This window comes from Bariatricus sp. SGI.154 (assembly GCF_050313795.1).
Taxonomy (GTDB): Bacteria; Bacillota; Clostridia; order Lachnospirales; family Lachnospiraceae; genus CAMBRQ01.
The window spans coordinates 40,948-60,945 of sequence record NZ_JBNPMC010000001.1 but is presented as its reverse complement, the minus strand read 5'-3'; the positions used below and the strand labels follow the sequence as shown (position 1 = coordinate 60,945).

Annotated in this window: 13 protein-coding genes, 2 tRNA genes and 1 pseudogene; 15 read left to right on the top strand and 1 reads right to left on the bottom strand. The window is 42.6% G+C overall.

The annotated features are described in order from the left end of the window. Positions 1–254 precede the first annotated feature (254 nt). From pdxA to ACQRBN_RS00220, 8 genes and pseudogenes are all read left to right on the top strand, one after another. The gene (pdxA, locus tag ACQRBN_RS00255; protein WP_427736918.1) at positions 255–1,274 is read left to right on the top strand and encodes a 4-hydroxythreonine-4-phosphate dehydrogenase PdxA; all 1,020 of its coding nucleotides are present in this window, start codon (positions 255–257) and stop codon (positions 1,272–1,274) included. Between the two features lie 2 nt (positions 1,275–1,276). Next, entirely contained in the window at positions 1,277–2,134 is an 858-nt protein-coding gene (locus ACQRBN_RS00250) for a four-carbon acid sugar kinase family protein (RefSeq protein WP_427736917.1), read from the top strand. Then, the gene (locus ACQRBN_RS00245) at positions 2,135–2,665 is read left to right on the top strand and encodes a nucleotide-binding domain containing protein (RefSeq protein ID WP_427736916.1); all 531 of its coding nucleotides are present in this window, start codon (positions 2,135–2,137) and stop codon (positions 2,663–2,665) included. A gap of 72 nt (positions 2,666–2,737) precedes the next feature. Continuing rightward, a pseudogene (locus ACQRBN_RS00240) lies at positions 2,738–3,759 on the top strand (2-keto-3-deoxygluconate permease). Positions 3,760–3,843: 84 nt separating this feature from the next. Beyond that, a complete protein-coding gene (locus ACQRBN_RS00235) occupies positions 3,844–4,344 on the top strand; it encodes a YcxB family protein (protein ID WP_427736915.1) in 501 nt (166 codons plus the stop codon). A 121-nt stretch (positions 4,345–4,465) separates the two neighbouring features. After that, entirely contained in the window at positions 4,466–5,227 is a 762-nt protein-coding gene (locus ACQRBN_RS00230; RefSeq protein WP_427736913.1) for a DeoR/GlpR family DNA-binding transcription regulator, read from the top strand. 127 nt (positions 5,228–5,354) lie between these two features. Beyond that, a tRNA-Gln gene (locus tag ACQRBN_RS00225) sits at positions 5,355–5,425 on the top strand. 54 nt (positions 5,426–5,479) lie between these two features. Further along, positions 5,480–5,553 (top strand) — tRNA-Pro (locus ACQRBN_RS00220). 262 nt (positions 5,554–5,815) lie between these two features. Here ACQRBN_RS00220 and ACQRBN_RS00215 read toward each other — a convergent pair. Next, positions 5,816–6,874 carry a helix-turn-helix domain-containing protein gene (locus ACQRBN_RS00215; protein ID WP_427736912.1) on the bottom strand — a complete coding sequence of 353 codons (1,059 nt, stop codon included), beginning with the start codon at positions 6,872–6,874 and terminating at the stop codon, positions 5,816–5,818. A 199-nt stretch (positions 6,875–7,073) separates the two neighbouring features. On the opposite strand from ACQRBN_RS00215, the gene ACQRBN_RS00210 reads away from it, so the two are divergent. The 7 genes from ACQRBN_RS00210 (at position 7,074) to ACQRBN_RS00180 (ending at position 19,997) form a co-directional block, all read left to right on the top strand. Further along, complete coding sequence (locus tag ACQRBN_RS00210; protein WP_427736911.1) at positions 7,074–8,453, top strand: MFS transporter; 1,380 nt, start codon at positions 7,074–7,076, stop codon at positions 8,451–8,453. After that, the gene (locus ACQRBN_RS00205) at positions 8,450–10,921 is read left to right on the top strand and encodes a glycoside hydrolase family 2 protein (RefSeq protein ID WP_427736909.1); all 2,472 of its coding nucleotides are present in this window, start codon (positions 8,450–8,452) and stop codon (positions 10,919–10,921) included. The genes ACQRBN_RS00210 and ACQRBN_RS00205 overlap by 4 nt, the downstream gene beginning before the upstream one ends. 504 nt (positions 10,922–11,425) lie before the next feature. Next, complete coding sequence (locus tag ACQRBN_RS00200; RefSeq protein WP_427736908.1) at positions 11,426–16,081, top strand: VaFE repeat-containing surface-anchored protein; 4,656 nt, start codon at positions 11,426–11,428, stop codon at positions 16,079–16,081. Positions 16,082–16,190: 109 nt separating this feature from the next. Then, positions 16,191–16,802 carry an HAD hydrolase family protein gene (locus ACQRBN_RS00195; RefSeq protein WP_427736906.1) on the top strand — a complete coding sequence of 204 codons (612 nt, stop codon included), beginning with the start codon at positions 16,191–16,193 and terminating at the stop codon, positions 16,800–16,802. Between the two features lie 65 nt (positions 16,803–16,867). Continuing rightward, positions 16,868–18,211, top strand: coding sequence for an MATE family efflux transporter (locus ACQRBN_RS00190; RefSeq protein ID WP_427736905.1), 1,344 nt, complete (start codon positions 16,868–16,870; stop codon positions 18,209–18,211). Positions 18,212–19,122: 911 nt separating this feature from the next. After that, positions 19,123–19,695, top strand: coding sequence for a 2-oxoacid:acceptor oxidoreductase family protein (locus ACQRBN_RS00185; RefSeq protein WP_427736904.1), 573 nt, complete (start codon positions 19,123–19,125; stop codon positions 19,693–19,695). Next, positions 19,695–19,997 (top strand): 4Fe-4S binding protein, encoded by a 303-nt coding sequence (locus ACQRBN_RS00180; RefSeq protein ID WP_427736903.1) that lies wholly within the window; start codon positions 19,695–19,697, stop codon positions 19,995–19,997. The genes ACQRBN_RS00185 and ACQRBN_RS00180 overlap by 1 nt, the downstream gene beginning before the upstream one ends. The last annotated feature ends 1 nt before the right edge of the window (position 19,998 follow it).

Below are 19,998 nucleotides of genomic sequence, written 5' to 3'. Positions count from 1 at the left end.
TTCATTATATTCTGGAAACGAAAAAAACGCAACTACAAAAATGGTGATAATAAATAGAAACGAAAAAACAAAAATAAACGAAAGAAAGGAGGGCAAAACTAATATATATCGCACAAAAATGTGGTGTTTAAAATATATAAATGTACTGAATTTACAAAAACATGTTGAAAAATCCTCAAAATCGGGATAAAATTAATTCGCAAACAAAAATTAAACAAAAATAAAACGAAAATAAAATGAAAAGGAGAGAAAGAATGGAAGAAAAGTTCAGACCTATTACAGCGATTACAATGGGAGACCCGGCCGGCATAGGACCAGAGATTGTAGTTGGAACAATGTTATCAAAGGAAATCCACGAATGCTGCAGACCATTTGTGATCGGAAGCAAAGCAATTATGGAAAAAGCAGCCAAAGTATTGGGAAAAGAATTAAAGTACAACAACATTACAGATCCATCAGAAGCAAAATACGAATATGGCACGGTAGATATCCTGGAGACAGGAGAGTATGATACAGATTCTATTGAATGGGGAAAGGAGCAGAAATTAGCGGGTCAGATGGCAATTGACTGGATCATGAAGTCGATTGAACTTGGAATGACCAAGAAGATTAATGCCGTGTCCACATCCCCCATTCATAAGGGAGCAATAAAACTGGTTGGAATCAAAGAGCCGGGACATACAGAGATCTATCAGAACCAGACGAAATCCCCGTATGCGCTTACGATGTTTTCTTGCCATAAGTTAAGAGTATTCTTTGTAAGCCGCCATATGTCTCTGGTGGATGCGTGCCATTATGCTTCCAAAGAGATTGTGCTTGAGAACGTCATCAATATTGACAAAGAACTCCGCAAGATCGGAATCGAGAATCCGTTGATAGCAGTTGCAGGATTGAATCCGCATAATGGAGATAATGGTCTGTTTGGTACGGAAGAACTTACGGATATCGGACCGGCAGTAGAAGCGGCTAAGGAGCGTGGAATCAACGCAATCGGACCTTGCCCGGCGGACTCGGTATTCAATATCGGAAAATCCGGCAAGTTTGATGCGATTCTTTCTCTGTATCATGATCAGGGGCACATTGCATGTAAGACATTGGATTTTGAAAAATCAGTCACACTTACTTTCGGGCTTCCGTTCATCAGAAGTTCGGTAGATCACGGAACCGCATTCGATATTGCGGGAAAAGGAGTCGCAGGATGTGTAAGCCTGATTGAATCAACGAAAGTGGTTGCTGAATATGCAGCAAAGCAGCATGAGAAAGAGATGCAATAATTATGGGAAGCCAAAAAATAGCGGTGAAAGAAAGAGAGGTTAAAGAGATGCCACTGATTGGAGCAGTAGCCGATGATCTTACCGGAGCAACTACCACGGGAGTGTTGCTGGCGAGAAGCAAGGCGAGAACGGCAGTGTTTTTCAATGTAGAAGCTGCAACGCAAGCGGAAGGCGTAGAGGAACTGGATGCTATTATCATCAGCAGCAACAGTCGTCCGCTTCCGGCGAATGGGGCGTACGATAAGGTGAAGGAAGCAACGATCGCCCTTAAGAATATGGGGGTGAAGTATTTCCAGAAAAGAATCGATACTACCCTTCGTGGTGGAATTGGGGTAGAGCTTGATGCGATGCTGGATCAGTTAGAAGAGGGAACCGTGGCTGTTGTGGTACCAGCGATGCCGCAGTCAAGAAGGATTCTGGTTGGAGGATATTCGGTGATAGATGGCGTTGCGCTGATCAATACTCCGGTTGCACAAGATGTAAGAACTCCGGTAAAGGAAAGTTACATACCCAAACTTCTGTCCGTCCAGACGCGCCGTAAGGTCGGACTGGTAACCTTGGACCAGGTGCTTCAGGGAGACGAAGTGATTGAAGAGGCGCTGGCAGAGCGGAGGAATGCCGGATGCGAGGTGATCGTAGTAGATGCAATTGCTTTGCAAGATGTAGAAAATATCGCGCAGGCATGTATTTCCCTGGGATGGAACGTGGTCAGTGTGGATCCGGAACCGTTTACAGCTAAGATGGCATATCATAGGAGCCTGATCGGGATTGAGGAAGCCAATCTGCCTCCGGAGGAAGAAGAGAGTGACAAGACGGTCCTTATTGCGGCGGGAAGCGCAACACCGGTTACAAAGAAATAGATGGCGATCCTCTGCCGGGATGAGCGCCATATAAGAATTAGCGTAGAGCCGATTCCGTTGATTGAAGGCGGCGCGGCTGCTAAGGGTGAGGTGGCAAAAGCGGTTCAAAAAGCAACGGAATTGCTGTCGCAGGAGAAGAAACCAAGGGCGATTCTTTTTGAAACGGCTCTGCACGGCGAATTATTGAATCTGGATGAAGAGGATGCGAAGCGCCATTATGCGGAAGGAATGAGCGCAAACCGTATCAATGCAGGGTTAGGAAGGATTATTGCCGAGGTTCTGGAGTTCTCTGGTAAAGAGAATATCGCTGGTTTATATACAACAGGTGGAGATACAATGGTGAATGTATGCTATCAGCTTGGTGTGGAATGTCTTGAGGTACTTGACTATGTTATCCCACAAACAGATATAGGACGATTGATCGGAAGTGCTTGCCACGGACTTCCGGTGGTTGGGAAAGGCGGATTAACAGGCAATGACAATATCGCATGTGATATTGTAAAACGCTTGTTCAGAGAAGCGGAGAGATAGATATCAGGTGATGAACATCCTGATAATCATGCGGACAATGCATGAAGATATATAAAGAAAAGGAGAGGAAAAATGAATCAACAAAACACAGAAATGAAAGAGACCAGGGATTTTAATATCCTTAACAAGATGAAGGAATTGCCGGGCGGCCTGGTAATTATTCCGCTGGTAATCGCGGTCCTGCTGGCAACATTCGTGCCGCAGTGTTCCAGATTGGAGGCTATGTAACGGCGTTATTCTATGAAGGAAATTCATGTATGATGGGATTCTTCCTGATCATATGTGGCTCTATGATTAATATCAAGCAGGTAGGCATGCCTTTATACAAGGGCGTGGTTATGACAGGGGTGAAGTTCTTATTTGGAGTGCTGCTTGGAATCGTTGTCGGGAAGATATGCGAACCGGAGGGATTTCTTGGAATTGCACCTTTCGTACTGATTGCGGCAATTACAAATTCCAATGGCTCTCTGTATATTTCATTGTCTTCGCAATTTGGTAATGCGACAGATACAGGTGCGATTTCTATTCTGTCATTGAACGACGGACCGTTCTTTACGCTGATTGCGCTTGGGGCAACGGGTCTTGCGAATATTCCGATTAAATCATTGATCGCGGTGTTGGTGCCATTGTTGATCGGATTTGTCTGGGGAAATCTGGACAAAGGCTTCCGTGATGCATGCAAAGCGGCACAGCCTATCGTAACCTTCTTTATGACGATTTCTATCGGCGCAAAGACGGATGTTAAGACAATCCTTACGGCAGGAGCATCAGGTATTGTGCTTGGTCTTATCTCGGCAGCAACAGCAGTTCTCTTCTTCTTTGTAGTTAACCTTTTGCTTCCGAAGAAGGAACGGAATGCAATGGGCGCAGCGATCGGTACTACAGCACTGAATTCAGCCATGACGCCGGCGGCAGTTGCCGAAGCAGATCCGTCTATGGAGGGATATGTCAGTATGGCAACGGCGCAGTGTGCAACAGCGTCTATTATTACACTGTTCTTGTGCCCATTCATAACAGCAGCGTTTGACAAATATATGCAGAAGAAACAGAAGGGTATCTATAGCCCGGAAGGATGGGCTTACGGAAAAATATAATATAATACTCGCTGCCGTGTGGATAGCGGCGCGGCAGCGGTATAGGTGATGCCTGGTTGAAAAGTCTTTAAGGAGAAAAGGGATATGAATCAGATAACCGTACATATGACAAAAGATACATTGTATGACTTCCTGTTATTTCATGCTTATTCAAAATTCAGTGGCTTTTTAGTGAATATTCTGGGGCTTGCTGTTGCGTTTATGGGGATTATTATGTATGTGACGGGTAAGACGGGAACCTATGGCGCGGTTTTCTGTTTTGTGGCTGCGGCAATATTTCTTGGAGGTACACCGCTTCAACTTAAAATAAGAGCGAAGAATCAGGTACTGGTCAATGAAGAATATAAGAATCCGGTGGAATATGTCTTTGCGGAAGAGGGAATTACTGTAAAAAGAGCAGACTTCGTAAGAACGTATAACTGGAAACAGGTAGAACGGGCGGTGGTGACGCCTAAGACAATCGGAATCTATTATGAGAAGGATAAGGCGTTGATTCTGCCAAAGAAAGATTTTGGGGATCGGTTTGTGCCTGTATTTACAATAATAGCTGCCCAGTTAGGGCAGAGTCGGATTAGAATGCGTTGAATACAAATAAATACACAGAAATCTATCATGATATTTACATAAATATGTGAAAAAAATATTTATATATGATACAATAGATTTGTATGGGAATTATAGAATGATGGATTGGGTGGTAAAAAGTATGGAAGAGCGCAGACAGGCGATATTACGTGAAGTGGAAGAGATGGGAAAAGTTAGAGTGGCAGAACTTAGTAAGAAGTTTGAGTGTTCGGAAGTAACGATCCGTAATGATATCAAGAGTATGGATATGGAAGGACTGTTGAAGAGAACCCATGGCGGCGCAGTAAAGATCGAGAAAGAAACAACGAGAAAATATTCCGCGGAAAGCATCTACCGGAATATGGGACGTAAGAAGCGGATTGCTGCCTGTGCATATGAATTCATTGAAGACAGGGATACAATTATCATAGATGACGCGTCCAGTAGTTTTTATCTGGCATTATTTATTAAGGAGCATCCGGAAAAACACCTTGCGATTGTAACGAATTCCTTATTAGTGGGAAATGAACTTGCAGGGGTGGAACATGTTGAACTGTATATGGTGGGCGGTCATGTAGGCGGTCATCTGGCAGCGACAATGGGAGATGCGGCTTTGCAGAATATGGAGCAATTCCATGTGGATAAGGCGTTTATCGGAGTTCACAGCATTAATTTTGACGTAGGACTTACATCGATAGCAACACCGCAGATGCAGGTAAAGCGGGCGATTCTGAAAGCAGCAGAAGAAGTCTATGTATTGGCAGACAGTAGTAAGTTTGGAGGCGGCTATCTGTCGGTGATCTGCCCGATACGGGAAGTGTATAAGATTATTACGGATGATGAGGTATCAAGGGATGTGATTAAAAAGGCGCAGGAGATGGAGGTTCCGTTGGTAATAGCGTAGTCTGGCATATGCTGAGGAAGCATCAGCAAAAAAACAAGAAACGAAACAAGAAATCGCAAAAAACTTTGGGAAAAGGGTTGACTTTCGCCAAAATCTTGCTATAATATAATATGTTCGCTGAAAACATTGCGGATTGGTGTAATGGCAGCACAGCAGACTCTGACTCTGTTAGTAGAGGTTCGAGTCCTCTATCCGTAGTTCCTTGGCAGGGGCGCTGGATGCTTTGGATAACAAGGCATCCGGCCAAAATACCGGAGTGTGGCTCAGTTTGGTAGAGCGCTACGTTCGGGACGTAGAGGTCGCAAGTTCAAATCTTGTCACTCCGACTTAAGCCAAGGTGCTGAAAATAAGGGATTGTGAGAAATCACAATCCCTTATTTTATTCCCGCGAGCAACGAGCCAAGCGGACATGCTTGCATCGGGGTCTTTGACTGAGAAAAATATATGATTCCAAAAACGCTATAGTAATCTTGTTTTGTTATAGTTATATTATAACATACGATAAAGGAAAAGATGGTTGTCATTGACCTTTTTTGAAAAATTTGAAAATTCGTAAACGGGATACGGCTCATGTCTAATTGGCAGATATTAGTTGGTGTTGTTCGATTTTCTATATTCTCCCGGAGAAACTCCATATTTCGCTTTGAATACTTTATAAAAATGCGTTCGATTCGTAAAACCAAGCTGTACCGAAATAGAGGAGATCGGGATATTGGTTTTGATTAAAAGCGAAGCAGCATTCTTTAGTCTAAAGGAAAGGCCATAATCATACAGGCACATGCCTGTATGTTTTTTTACGATGGTATTAATATAATTACCGCTGTAACATAGAGTTTTTTCCAAAGTGAGTCTGGACATTCGACCGTTGGTGTCCTCCATCAGGTGACTAATGCGTGAAAACAGGAGCAAATCGGAACTGGAGTTAAGAGTCACATTACTGATATGATAATATTCTTTGGTATCCAGGTATTGGAATAATTCACATACCAGTGATTTGATGGCGAAGGTGGATCCTAATTTGGGAATCAGCATTGCATGAAGTAACTGGTCAGAAAGATGATGCAAGTCTTTCAGATGGCTCTGATTTTGAAATACCGGGAAGAAATCCAGATAATTTTTTCCTTTTTCTGATTGAAGATTCTCTGCCATAAACTGAAAAATTGAATTTTCAATGGTGCGTTCCTCCTTTGGAAAATAAGCAGTTTTATGAGATCCCAGTAATTCTTTTATCATATTTGCAGACATGCCAAGAAAGAGTACTTTTGCCTTTCCGGTAAATCTTTCTACATGAACGACATTCTGGTTGATCAGGCAGCAGGATCCTGCCGGATACAAATACTCCTTATCTTCTATTTTCTGCGTGATACTTCCCTCCAGGACAAGCAATAATTCAAAAAAACTATGCTGATGGGGAATTCGAGCATTAAATTTGTAAAAATCTTCAACAATTGGTGTTGAATATAGAAACTGATCAAGTGGGGAAATGGTCATGATATTGAAGAAATCTTTATCGGAAAGCCCACTGCAATAACTTAAGGTAAATTGTATCGGTGCAGACATATCATAAAAGGAACTGATGGTGCTTTGAGTATGATATACTTTTAAAGTATTGCCCTCTTTTTGGGAATGTGTAGGATTCTGTTGCATAAGTTCTCCTTTCACTTTGATAAATAGTAAAAAAATATTCACGAATATGATACAGTTTTTGCGGGACAATGATATCGGTGACATTGTGAAGTTTGGTTAAAATTGCTAAAATTTAAACATATCAAGATAAAGTATATACATTATCACGAAAAAAGTAAAGGCTATTGCAAGAAAAGTAAAGGAGAAAGAGAGAAAACTTATGAATGAAAAGAAGTATTTAAAGTGGTATCAAAAAGTAGCGTATGGTTCTGGTGATATGGCAGGAAACTGCGGTTATGCACTGATTTCAAGCTTTGTGATGCTTTACCTTACGAATGCTGTTGGTTTGAATAGTGCAATTATTGGTACTTTAATGATGGTGTCGAAATTGTTGGATGGTGTATCAGATATATTTTTTGGTGGCCTTATGGACAAGACAAAAAGTAAGATGGGGCAGGCGCGTCCTTGGATGCTGTTTGGACAAATCGGGGTCTCGGCAAGTTTGTTTTTAGTTTTTAGCATTCCCAGTATGAGCCAAACCATGCAATATGCTTATTTCTTCGTATTCTATACGGCATATAATGCAATATTTTATACCGCAAACAGTATTGCATACGCTTCATTGGCGGCCAAAATAACAAAAAATGGACAGGAAAGAGTACAACTTGGATCTATCAGATTCATCTTTGCAACATTTACAACATTAGTTATTTCTTACAGTGCAATGGGACTGGTAGAAAAGTTTGGTGGTGGAACGCAGGGATGGCGTATGGTTGCGCTGATCTTTGCAATCATCGGACTTATAGTTAATACATTTTCTGTTTTGATGGTAAAAGAAGTTCCGGATGAAAATGTTGTTGAATCTCCTGAAAAGAAAAATGAGGGTGGAACAAACGTAAGCTTCAAGGAATCTCTAAAATTATTGTTAAAAAATCCATATTATATTATCATACTTGGATTATATCTGGTAAATTATATATACAGTGGAATTACACAGGGCGCAGGAATTTATTTTATGACCTATTACATGGGTGATCCTGCATTATTGGGGACATTTTCCCTAGTCAGCCTGATTCCGGTTATGATCATCTTAATGCTGACACCGACGTTGGTAAAAAAATTCGGTACGATGCGGAAGGTGAATTTATATGCCCGTGTAATTACTATATTGATGGGGATTGTCTTTATTGTAGCGGCAATGAATAAAAATCTGCCGCTTATGCTGGGAACTGCATTTTTAAGAAATATGGCAGGTGGTCCACTTACTGGCACGTTAAACGCGTTGGTTGCAGAAACCAGTGATTATACCTGGAGAACGCAGAAGAAGAGAATTGATGGCGTAATGTTTAGTTGTTCTTCCATTGGTGTAAAACTCGGCGGAGGTATCGGCAGTGCGATTGTCGGATGGCTTCTTGCATTGGGAAAATTCGACGGAACTGCTGCAGTACAGCCTGCAAGTGCTGTTAATGTGATTTTCTTTATGTATGCGGTAGCACCAGTTGTGTTTGGTCTGATAATAGCAGTCCTGATCTATTTATTAAAAGTGGAAGATGCAAACAGAGCATGGGATAAAGAACATTTAGAAGGAGAAAATGCATGATTCGTAGAAACTTTAATCATGACTGGCAGATAACAAAAGGCGGAAAAGGCGCTGATACAACTTCGTTTATGGGAGTGTCAGAGGTGAAGAAGGTACACCTCCCTTATGACGCGATGATCCATGAGGAACGTACTCCTGATGTGGAAAGTGGCGCTCAGACTGGTTTCTATCCGGGCGGAGAATACATATATCAAAAGTCTGTGATGATACCGGAAGAATGGAAAGAAAAAAGAGTAATTCTGGAATTTGAGGGAATCTATCAGACTGCGATGGTTTATATCAATGGTGCACTGGCAAAGCGGAATTTATATGGATATTCTGATTTTTATGTGGAATTAAATCCATGGCTGAATTATGGAACTGAGAATCAGATCAAAGTGATTGCAAATAACAGTACAGTTCCGAACAGCCGCTGGTATACCGGCAGCGGTGTTTACCGAAATGTAAAATTAATCATAGGGGACAGGATTCATGTCCCCGCAGATGGTGTCAGAATTACAACTTTGACCGCTGATGAAGAATCGGCAGTCATTGAGATAGAGACAAAGATACAAAGTATAAGCAAAATAAGGGAAAATGTTTTTGTCAATGTTGGTCTTGAAAAAGATGGTAAGACCATTGCGTCAGATCGTCAGAAGGTGATAATGTATCCGGAAACAAGAGAAACCGCAAGATGCAGCATCTGTGTAATGAAGCCGGAACTGTGGGATTGCGATACACCCAATCTGTATCAGTGTAAGATACAGATTGAATCACTTGGCGAAGTTCTGGATGAAACCATAGAAACGTTTGGAATTCGGACTTTGACATTGGATTCTGTGCATGGTCTTCGTATGAATGGGAAGACGGTGAAGATGCGTGGAGCCTGCATCCACCATGACAATGGAATTCTTGGAGCAGCAACATTGGAGGCAGCAGAAGAGAGGCGATGCAGACAGTTAAAAGAAGCAGGATTTAACAGTATTCGAAGTTCCCACCATCCAATCAGTAAAGCAATGCTGTCGGCCTGTGACCGTTATGGAATCATGGTTATGGATGAATTGAGTGATATGTGGACACTTCATAAAAACCCATATGATTTTGCATTGCATTTTGAAGATTGCTGGGAACAGGTTGTGGAACAGATGGTGGCAATGGATTATAATCATCCGTCGGTGGTAATGTATTCCTCCGGAAACGAGATTACAGAAGCCGGTTCTGATGCAGGTGCTGCAATGAATCGAAAAATCTGTAACAAATTTCATGAACTGGATTGCACAAGATTTACGACAATAGGATTGAATGGTCTTATGACAGCCGGACGGCGTTTGAGAGATATTATGGCTGATGTAATGGGACAATTCGGGACACCGGAAGCAGATGGTTCAGGAAACAATGACGGAAGCAATGCATTTAATAGTTTTATGAGTATGATGGAAGGGGAACGCGGAGAATATTTTTCTACACATCCGTTGCTGACAGAAGCATTGGAAGGATGTTCGGTATCCAGTGATATTGTCGGACTTAATTATCTCACGGGAAGACATGTGCTTGAACATGAGATACACCCGAATAAGACCGTTCTTGGCACAGAAACCTATCCGGCAGATATTGTAAGATTATGGGGGATTGTAAAGAGATATCCGCATGTGCTGGGAGACTTTACCTGGGCCGGGTATGATTATCTTGGAGAAGCAGGATGTGGAATATTCCATTACGACGGCAATGTGAACTTTTCCAGCGTATATCCGGAAAGGGCCGCTTATATTGGCGATTTGGATCTGATTGGATACCGGCGTCCGATCAGTTATCTTAGGGAAATCGTATATGGACTTCGGAAAGAGCCGTATATCGCAGTAGAGAGGGTAAATCGTTATGGTATGAAATGCTCGAAGACACCTTGGATGCATAAAGACTGTGTCTCGAGCTGGACCTGGTCCGGATATGAAGGCAGACCTGCTGTTGTAGATGTCTATGCGGATGCGGAAGAAGTGGAATTGTTCCTGAATGGACATTCCCTTGGGAAGAAACCTGCAGGAGAACAAAATGAATTTACCGCAACCTATGAACTGGTTTATGAACCGGGTGAACTAATCGCAGTCAGTTATGAAGCTGGAAAAGAAACCGGAAGGTATTCTCTGACTACAGCGAGTGAGAGGATACAACTCTGTGCAGAAACTGATAAAAAAGTACTTCGTGCGGACGGAGAAGATCTTTCTTTTATTACTGTGAAACTGGTGGATGAGAACGGGACGGAAAACCTCTTTGCTTCTAAAAAAGTAGCAGTGTCTGTAGAAGGTGCAGGAAGATTAGAAGCATTTGGAAGTGCTGATCCACAATCTCTTTCCAGTTATGATGATACGGAGTGGGATACCTATGACGGATACGTAATGGCAGTTGTCAGGTCAGGAATGGAGACGGGAAAGATAAATGTTGTTTTCACTTCAGACGGATGCAAGGATGTATGCGTGGAAATTGAAGTTCAATAATAAATAGAGGGTGAAACATAGGTCGTTTTCACCCTCTATTTATCTGTAATTATTTCTGAAAAAATATTTTTAGAGTGTCGATTTGTGTCGATAAAAAATGACTATAATTATTGAGATTATGGTTGACTTATAGAAGTTTTTGGATTACGATATAAAAAATTTCTTGAGTCAATGATAATTTGACGAACGTACAATAAGTAATGTTATTCCTTACAGATAAAATCAGATTAAGATCAAAATTCTATAAATTCTTATGTTACTAAAAACCCTGAATATTTAAAATCCATTTACATTTAGAAAGTTAATTCATAACAGTATTTCAACAAATGATAAAGTATATAGTCTTATAAATTCTTTTAGTTCTATATTGTCTAACTTTTTACTTATTTATCAAAAATTCCATGTTTTAATTATTTTAATCAAGTATTCCAGGTTCTAAAGGAGGTGAAGAAGCAATACTACGAACTTTTAATACAACCATATAATGAAAGGAGATTAAGTGATATGAGAAAAGTTAAGAGAGGAATCGCCTTGCTTCTGATCTTGTCCATATGCCTGACGATAGTGCTGCCGTATATGAGAACGGTATTAGCATCAGACGATATGACGGGGAATGGAAGTCGGGAGGAGTCTGACCATACAGTTGTTATTGAAGATGCAGAGCATGGTCAGATATGTTTTGTCGAGACAGAAGAAAAAACGATGGTCTATCATGAAGGAGAGACGGTTTTGCTGAAAGTACAACCGGAAGAGGGATTTCAATTGAGAGAATTGCTGATTATGGATGCGGGGAATGAGGAGAAAGTGACGGATGCCAGGCAAACTGGGGATGGTTTGCTTGCATTTGTGATGCCGTCATACGCGTTGGTTATAAGAACGGAGTTCGGACGGATGGGACAAGAAGTCGAAGAAGGAAGAACAGCAGATGATGAAGCGGATGAGAATAGGGATATAGGATTGGAAAGCAGCCAGACAGAATCTCATGCATTTCTGACAGATGGATTCGTGTGGGGAAAAGACAGTGAGAGGGTTGAACTGGGGATAGATGCGATTCTGACCAGTGGACCGATGACAAGGTCTGCTGTTGGTTCTGCGGTGACGATCCGCCCGGGTACTTCCCACAGTTATGGCAGTTGGAGTACTTATGAGTACAATATTACGACCGGCTCCGGTCAGTTCCTGGGATATTGCGCCCAGCCGATGCTTACGTCTCCGAATGGGACATACACTGTCTCGGAGTTGAATCATGAACTGATTAAGGCAGCATTACTTATTGCACCTGGCGGCATGCCGGAGATGTACAATAATTATGGCAGGAATATCTATAACGAAGCGGATCATAACGTATATGCATATGCCCATGCTTTAATTGGATATCTATACAGCGGTTCTTTACAGGGACTTTCTGCGTCTATGGCAGATGGGGTTAAGAATATGGCGGTGGTATTGAATCAGTTATCTCAGAATCCGCTTGATCCGTCTTATTCCGTTTTTCAAAACTACATGAGCCAGTATAAAGTATATATTGCATATTGCGGTTCTTCGTCCGTTCAGAATATTGTATGGCTGGAAAAGAATCCGGTTGGATATGCGAAACTTAAGAAATCTTCGGCGAATACTGGAATTACAGGCGGCAATAGTTGTTACAGACTTGAAGGAGCCCAGTATGGTGTATACAGGGATAATGGATGCAGCCAGCTGATAGAGACTCTGACAACGGATGCGAATGGAGATTCGAATGCGGTAAGCCTGGATCAGGGGACATATTATGTGAAAGAGATACAGGCGCCGCAAGGGTATGTATTGGATGAGAAGGTATATCCGGTACAAGTGACGGCAGCACAGACTGAGACTTTGCGTGTTAGTGATGAGCCGGCGAAGGCTCTGGCTGAGATTGAACTTCAGAAGATTGATCAGGAGACGGGGATGGCGCTTTCGCAGGGGGCAGCGTCTCTGGAGAATGCGAAGTTCCGCGTGAATTTTTATGACGGTTATTATACCAGTGATAATCTGCCTGAGGAAGCGACAAGAACCTGGATTTTAAGAACCCGGTCAGTTACATTGCAGGATGGAAGTTCGCGTTATATTGCGGAACTGGATGACCGATATAAAGAGTCTGGGGATGAATTCTATAGCGTGGGAGGAAGCAGGATACTCCCATTAGGTACAATCAGTATCGAGGAGATACAGGCGCCTTGCGGATATCTTCTTGAAGGTGTATGCATACAGGCATCAAATGGTGCGGAACAGGCAGAAGGGGTGTATGTTACCCAGGTGCTACAGGATGGCGAACAGGTTATCGTGAGGAGTGGCAATGAATATGCCGCAGCAGATCGCGTGATCCGCGGAGATTTTGAATTAACCAAGATTGATGAGAATACGCAGAGACCGATGGAGGGAGTCCTGTTTAAGATTACATCCAATACAACCGGTGAGTCTCATACATTTACCACAGATGCCAATGGGCATTATTCTTCAAGATCTGATTATGCTGCCCACAGTTACCTTACCAATGGAGGAAATGCCGGAGATGGCCTGTGGTTCGGATTAACTGCTGATGGGAACAATATTCCGGTAGATGACGGAGTTGGTGCGCTTCCCTATGATACCTATACGATTGAAGAATTGGAGTGCGGCGCGAATCGAGGAAAGAACTTGTATTCTGGGACAATCTCCATTACAAAAGACAACTATCTGATAGATATGGGCAATATTGAAAATGCGGATGTCGGTATTCAGACGACTGCGAAGGATGAAGCAACTGGTACTCGGTATGCCATGGCTGATAGTGACGTTACGATTATAGATGCAGTCACATATATGGGATTACGAAAAGATAAAGAATATCGTCTGGTGGGAACATTGATGAACCGGAGTACGCAAGATCCGGTTGTAGATGAAAAAGGAGATCCAGTCATAGTAACTAAGAGATTCACGCCAAAGGATTCTGACGGGGAGATTGAAGTTGAGATTTTCTTTGATGCAACAGGTCTTCAGGGAACAGATGTTGTCGTGTTTGAAGAATTGTATCTGGGCGAGAAAAAGATAGCAGAGCATACCGATATGAATGATGCGTCGCAGACAATCCATTTCCCGGCCATATTCACAAGTGCTGCTGATTATGAGACGGATTGTGAATTGGCAAAGGCAGATGAGGAGATTACAATTGTGGATACCGTATCCTATGAGAACTTGCGTGAAGGGCGGAAATACACTGTCACAGGCATATTGATGGATCTGGAGACAGGAAAGGCTGCATTAGACCAGGAGGGGAAAAAGATTGAGGCGAAGACGACATTTGCTGCCAAGAGTCCGAATGGGAAGGTAGAGGTTGTGTTTCAATTCAAGGGAAGCAATTTGGGTGGCAGGACGCTCGTGGCATTTGAGACATTGGAACGGGATAGCCATGAGTATGCGGTACATAAAGATCTGAAGGATAAGGCACAGACCATTTATATTCCGCGTATTGGAACCAGTGCTTTGGATGCGGATACGAAGGCGCATCTGTCTTGTGCAGACGAAGAGATTACGATTATAGATGAGGTGAAATATGAGAATCTGCTACCAGGAAGGGAATATAATATAAAAGGAACGCTCGTTAATAGGAGAATGGGGAAAACGGCGGTGGATGCTGGCGGAGAGAAGATTACTGCACAGACTTCATTTGTTCCGGATAAGAAAGAGGGCTCTGTTAAAGTGGTATTCAAGTTTAAAGGAGTTGATCTGGCAGGAGAGACTTTAGTTGCCTATGAAGACCTTCTGTATCAGGGCAGGTCAATTGCAGAGCATAAGGAACTTGGGGATGAAGAGCAGACAATCTATCTCCCATGGATTGCCACAAAGGCTGTAGATAAGGACAGTGGCGAGCAGATCTCTTATGCAGATAAAAGTGTTACGATTGAAGATGTGGTAAGTTATGAGAATCTGATCCGGGGACAAAGATACACTGTGAAAGGCGTTCTGAAGAACCCAGTGACTGGTGAAAATATTCAGGATGCGGATGGAAAAGAGATTCGGTCAGAGACGGAATTCACGGCAAGGAAGAAGCATGGCGATGTTATGGTATCGTTTGAGTTCGACGGAAGCCATCTGGCAGGAAATAGCGTAGTAATCTGTGAAGAATTGTTCATGAATGGAAAACGTGTTGCAGTTCATGAGAACCTGAATGATAGTAAACAGACAATCAGATTTCCGAAGATATCTACGATGGCAGTAGACAGCGAGACCAAAGTCCATCTATCTAAAGCAGATGATGTAGTCACGGTGATAGATACAGTAGAATACCAGAATCTGCTTACGGGCTGCCAGTACGAGGTAAAAGGGGCTCTGATCAATCAAGAGACCGGAGAACAGATAAAAGATGCAGATGAAAATAGTATTGAAGCAAGTGTGAATTTTACGGCGGAAGATACTGAGGGAGTTGTGGAGGTTATATTCCAGTTTAATGGAAAGAATGCTGAAGGAATGACGCTTGTGGCATATGAAGAACTGTATCTTAATGGAGTACGGGTTGCAAATCATGCGGATATCGAAGATGGGGATCAGAGTATCCATTTTCCGTCACTTAAGACAACTGCTGTGAATAAGGCTGATGGAGAGAAAAATATTATGCCGCAGGGAATGGTGACGATCACAGATAAGGTGGAATATATGAAACTGATTCCGGGCAGAGAATATAAGATTGTAGGTACGGTTATGGATAAAACTACAAAAGAGTCGCTAAGAGTGAATGGAGATATGGTTACCGCAGAAAGCAGATTTACCGCAGAGTCGTCTTCGGGATGTACGGAGGTTGAATATACATTCTGTGCGGATGGCATGGGAGACAGAGAATTGGTGGTGTTTGAAAAACTGTATCTGATAGATGCCGGGACGGGCAGTGAGACAGAAGACGGAACAGAAGATGAGGCGGAAGATGGAACAGAAGATGGCGTGGAAAGCGAGATAGAGATTGCAGGGCATGAAAATCTAGAGGATAAGGATCAGACGGTAAGTCTGAAAGAACCACCAAAAGAGTCTTCTAAAGAGCATCATACAGAATCTGTGAAAACAGGCGATGAAGGAAGTCGTCAGATTGGCATCTATATGAGCCTCCTTGTGGCAGCACTTATCATTATTATCTTAACATTCCGTGGGAAAGGAGGCAGAATGAGCAGATAGGAAAACGAATAGACAGGAATTAGAGAAAGTGCTGGATAGACTTGTATTCGGTTGCTATAATGTATGTGTAGTTCGTTGAAAAGGTATCATTTGTGCGAGGAGAAATAATATGGGAATCACTGCTGTTGCCCTGGACTTGGATCAGACAACTTTGAATCGTCAGGGCAGATTATGCGAGAGAAACAGACGTGCAATTGAATATGCGATTCAAAAAGGCATACATATCATAGTAGCAAGCGGAAGACCGCTCTCTTCGCTTCCGGCAGAGATCCGTAATATTCGGGAGATTCGTTATGCGATTACATCAAACGGTGCTGCCATCTATGATCTTCATACTGAGGAATGTCTCAAACAATATAAGATGACAGAATCGTCTATAGATGCAATTCTTCGATATACAGAAGGATTAGATGTCACATATGAGGCATTCATTGGTGGTAAAGCCTATGCGCAGAAGGTGTATGTAGATGATCCGGTCAGGTTTGGCGCAACACCAAGAGCAATTCCATATATTCAGAGTACCAGAGAGCCGATAGAAGATATTCGAAACTTTATAAAAGAGAATCAGTGCAAGATAGAGAGTATCGATATTGTGGTAAAAGGTGAAGAACAGAAGTTAAGATTGTGGAGAATACTTGAAGACAATATAAAAGATGTGTACATTACATCTTCAGTGACTCAATTATTAGAAATCTCTTACAAGGGATTGAGAAATTGTTAGGGATAATATGATGCCAGGTGATCTGGGGAAAAATTATGAGAGACTCAGGAAGGATAGACTTAGATATGGGGAAAGGATCATTCTATAAAAATTTCTTTGCAATCTATGTAGTATTAGTCTTGCAGAATGTAGTGACTCTAAGTGTAAACCTTGCAGATAATATTATGCTTGGAGCTTATAGTGAGACATCCCTTGCAGGAGTCGCAGCGGTGAATCAGATTCAGTTTGTATTCCAGCAGCTTGTGATGGCATTGGGAGATGGACTTGTTATCTTTTGCAGCCAGTATTGGGGAAAACGGCAGACAGAGCCTATGAAGAAGATTGCAGCAACTGCAATGTATGCGGCACTTGTGATTGCGATTATATTGTTCGCGGCGGTTAGTATATTTCCGAGCCGGGCGGTTGGAATTTTTACGACGGATCAGTCAATTATTGCAGAAGGTGTGAAGTATCTTAATATAATACGTTTTACATATTTATTCTTTGCTGTGACTCAGTTATTATTGGCAGCACTTCGTAGTACGGAGACGGTCAGGATAGCATTCCAATTATCAGTCCTTACTTTTTTCGTGAATTGCGGAATCAACTATCTGCTAATATTCGGGAATTTTGGAATGCCGAGGATGGGCGTAAAAGGAGCGGCGATTGGTACTTTGATTGCAAGGATTACAGAATGCGGAGTATTGATTACATATATTGCGAAGCGAGAGAAGTGTCTGAAACTGAAATTTAAAGACTACCTGCAATTCGACAAGATTCTTTCGAAGGATTATTTCAAGGTTGTGACTCCAATGCTGGTGGTGCAGGGATTGTGGGGTCTTAATACGGCTCTTCAGACGGCAATCTTAGGACATATGACGGCGGCAGCAATAGCGGCGAACAGTGCCGCGTCTACGCTGTTTTTAATGGTAAAGTCTACCGCGGTAGGCGCATCCTCAACGGCATCTGTTATTATCGGAAAAACTATAGGAACCGGGGATATTGCCAAAGTAAAGGAATATTCCGGAAGAATGCAGCGGATGTTCGTAATGATTGGCGTAATATCGGGAACTATATTATTCTTCTTAAGGATTCCGGTGCTTAGCTTGTATGATCTGCAGCCTGCGACGAAAGAAATGGCGAATGCGTTCTTGATTATCTTAAGTGTGATCTGTATAGGGATGTCCTATCAGATGCCGACGAATAATGGAATTATCAGGGGCGGTGGCAATGCTATGTTCGTGGTGAAGATGGACTTGATCAGTATCTGGATGATCGTGCTTCCGTTATCGTTCATTATGGCATTCGTGGTGAAGGCATCGCCGGTTGTGGTAGTGTGCTGCCTGAACGCGGATCAGATATTTAAGTGTGTGCCGGCATTTTTGGAGTCACATTATGGGAACTGGATTCGGAAGTTGACGAGGGATTGAATGGGAATTTAATGCAGAAAATAGAGTGTCGGAAAGTGTACGGCGCAAGGATGAGGCTTAGCGTATCTGGCTTCGGAGTCCTGCGTTAAGAATCTGTAACAATAAAAGAGGCAGAAATTGTGTGACCGGACTGAATCGTCCAATAATCTGATGATTATTGAACTCAGCAGTCCTCGAAGATCTGACTTGAAGTCAGCTCTTCGCACACAATTTCTGCCTCTTTTATTGCAACGGATTCTAACACTTGTCCAACGAAGCCAGATACGCTAAGCCTCATCCTTACACCTGACATTTCCTATTTTCAAGGTTTTCTACATTAGGGAGATTCCAGCGAGGATGCGTGTGGAACGATATTGGCGAGGAAACATATTGAGGGTGCATCTGTTACCAATCAGACACCGTTCCCCACGCGTTTCGCCGGAATCCACCCAATTCATTAAGAGTTACACATAAGAATGTCAGGCAGAGAGGGGGAGTATGGTAGTTCTTATCCGTAGAAGAGCCGTACAAACCGTTAGTGAAAAAGAGGTCTAAAATCAGGATGAATTATGTGCTACAAGCACAGAATTCAAGAATGTCTGAGTCGGAAAAATCTTCCAGGTTTTTTCCGGCGAATACATTCGGTTCCTGATTTTAGACCTCTTTTGAACTTACGGTTTGTAGGCGATTGGAGTCGGATAAGAACTACCATACTCCCCCTCTCTGCCGTACACCTTACAAATTACTCTTCATGAATTAAATTCCCATAAAGGTGCAGATTTTAGAAATTTGTTGTAGACAGAGTGGGAATCTTGAAGTAAAATAGGGAATATTAGAAAAACCGAGTTCACTCGGTATTTTTTAAATGCTGAAAATAATTTACGTAAACAGAGAATGAACAGCAGATGATAAGGGTAGAAAGGAAGTTGGAGATGAGTAACCTTACAGAGATCAGATGGCATGGCCGTGGTGGCCAGGGTGCCAAGACGGCTGCATTACTATTGGCAGATGTGGCATTTCAGACTGGAAAATACGTGCAGGGATTTCCTGAGTATGGTCCTGAGCGTATGGGAGCGCCAATTACGGCGTATAACCGAATCAGCGATACTCCGATCCGTGTGCATTCGAATATCTATGATCCGCAGTATGTAGTTGTTGTGGATGAATCTTTACTGGAGGCGGTTGATGTGACCAGCGGTCTTAAGAAAGACGGGGCGATTCTGGTGAATACACAGCGCGCGAAAGAGGAGATTATCCCACATCTGAAAGGGTATGAAGGGAAAGTGTATATCATTGATGCACATAAGGTATCCATGGCTACAATGGGAAGATATTTCCCGAATACGCCGCTTCTGGCTGCGATCGTGAAGGTGGCAGGCATTATGGATGAGGAGACGTTTCTGAAAGAGATGAGAGCATCATTCTCTCACAAATTCGCCAGCAAGCCGGAAGTAATCGATGGCAATATGGCAGCACTTAAGATGGCGCTCGAGGAGGTACGGTAATGGCAACAGATATTACAAAATTAGGCGTAAAAGCAACCTGGAGGGAACTGACGGAAGGCATGGTGATTGCCGGAGTCGGAACTTCTAAGGATTTTAATACTGGCGAGTGGTCTACAGAGAAACCAGTCTTTATTGAAGGCAAATGCAAACAATGTCTGCTCTGTGTGCCGGTATGTCCGGATAGTAGTATCCCAGTAAAGGACGGTAAGAGGATGGCATTCGACTATGATCACTGTAAAGGATGTGGCATCTGTGTAAAATCATGCCCGTTCGGTGCGATTACAATGGAAGGGGTGGAGTAAG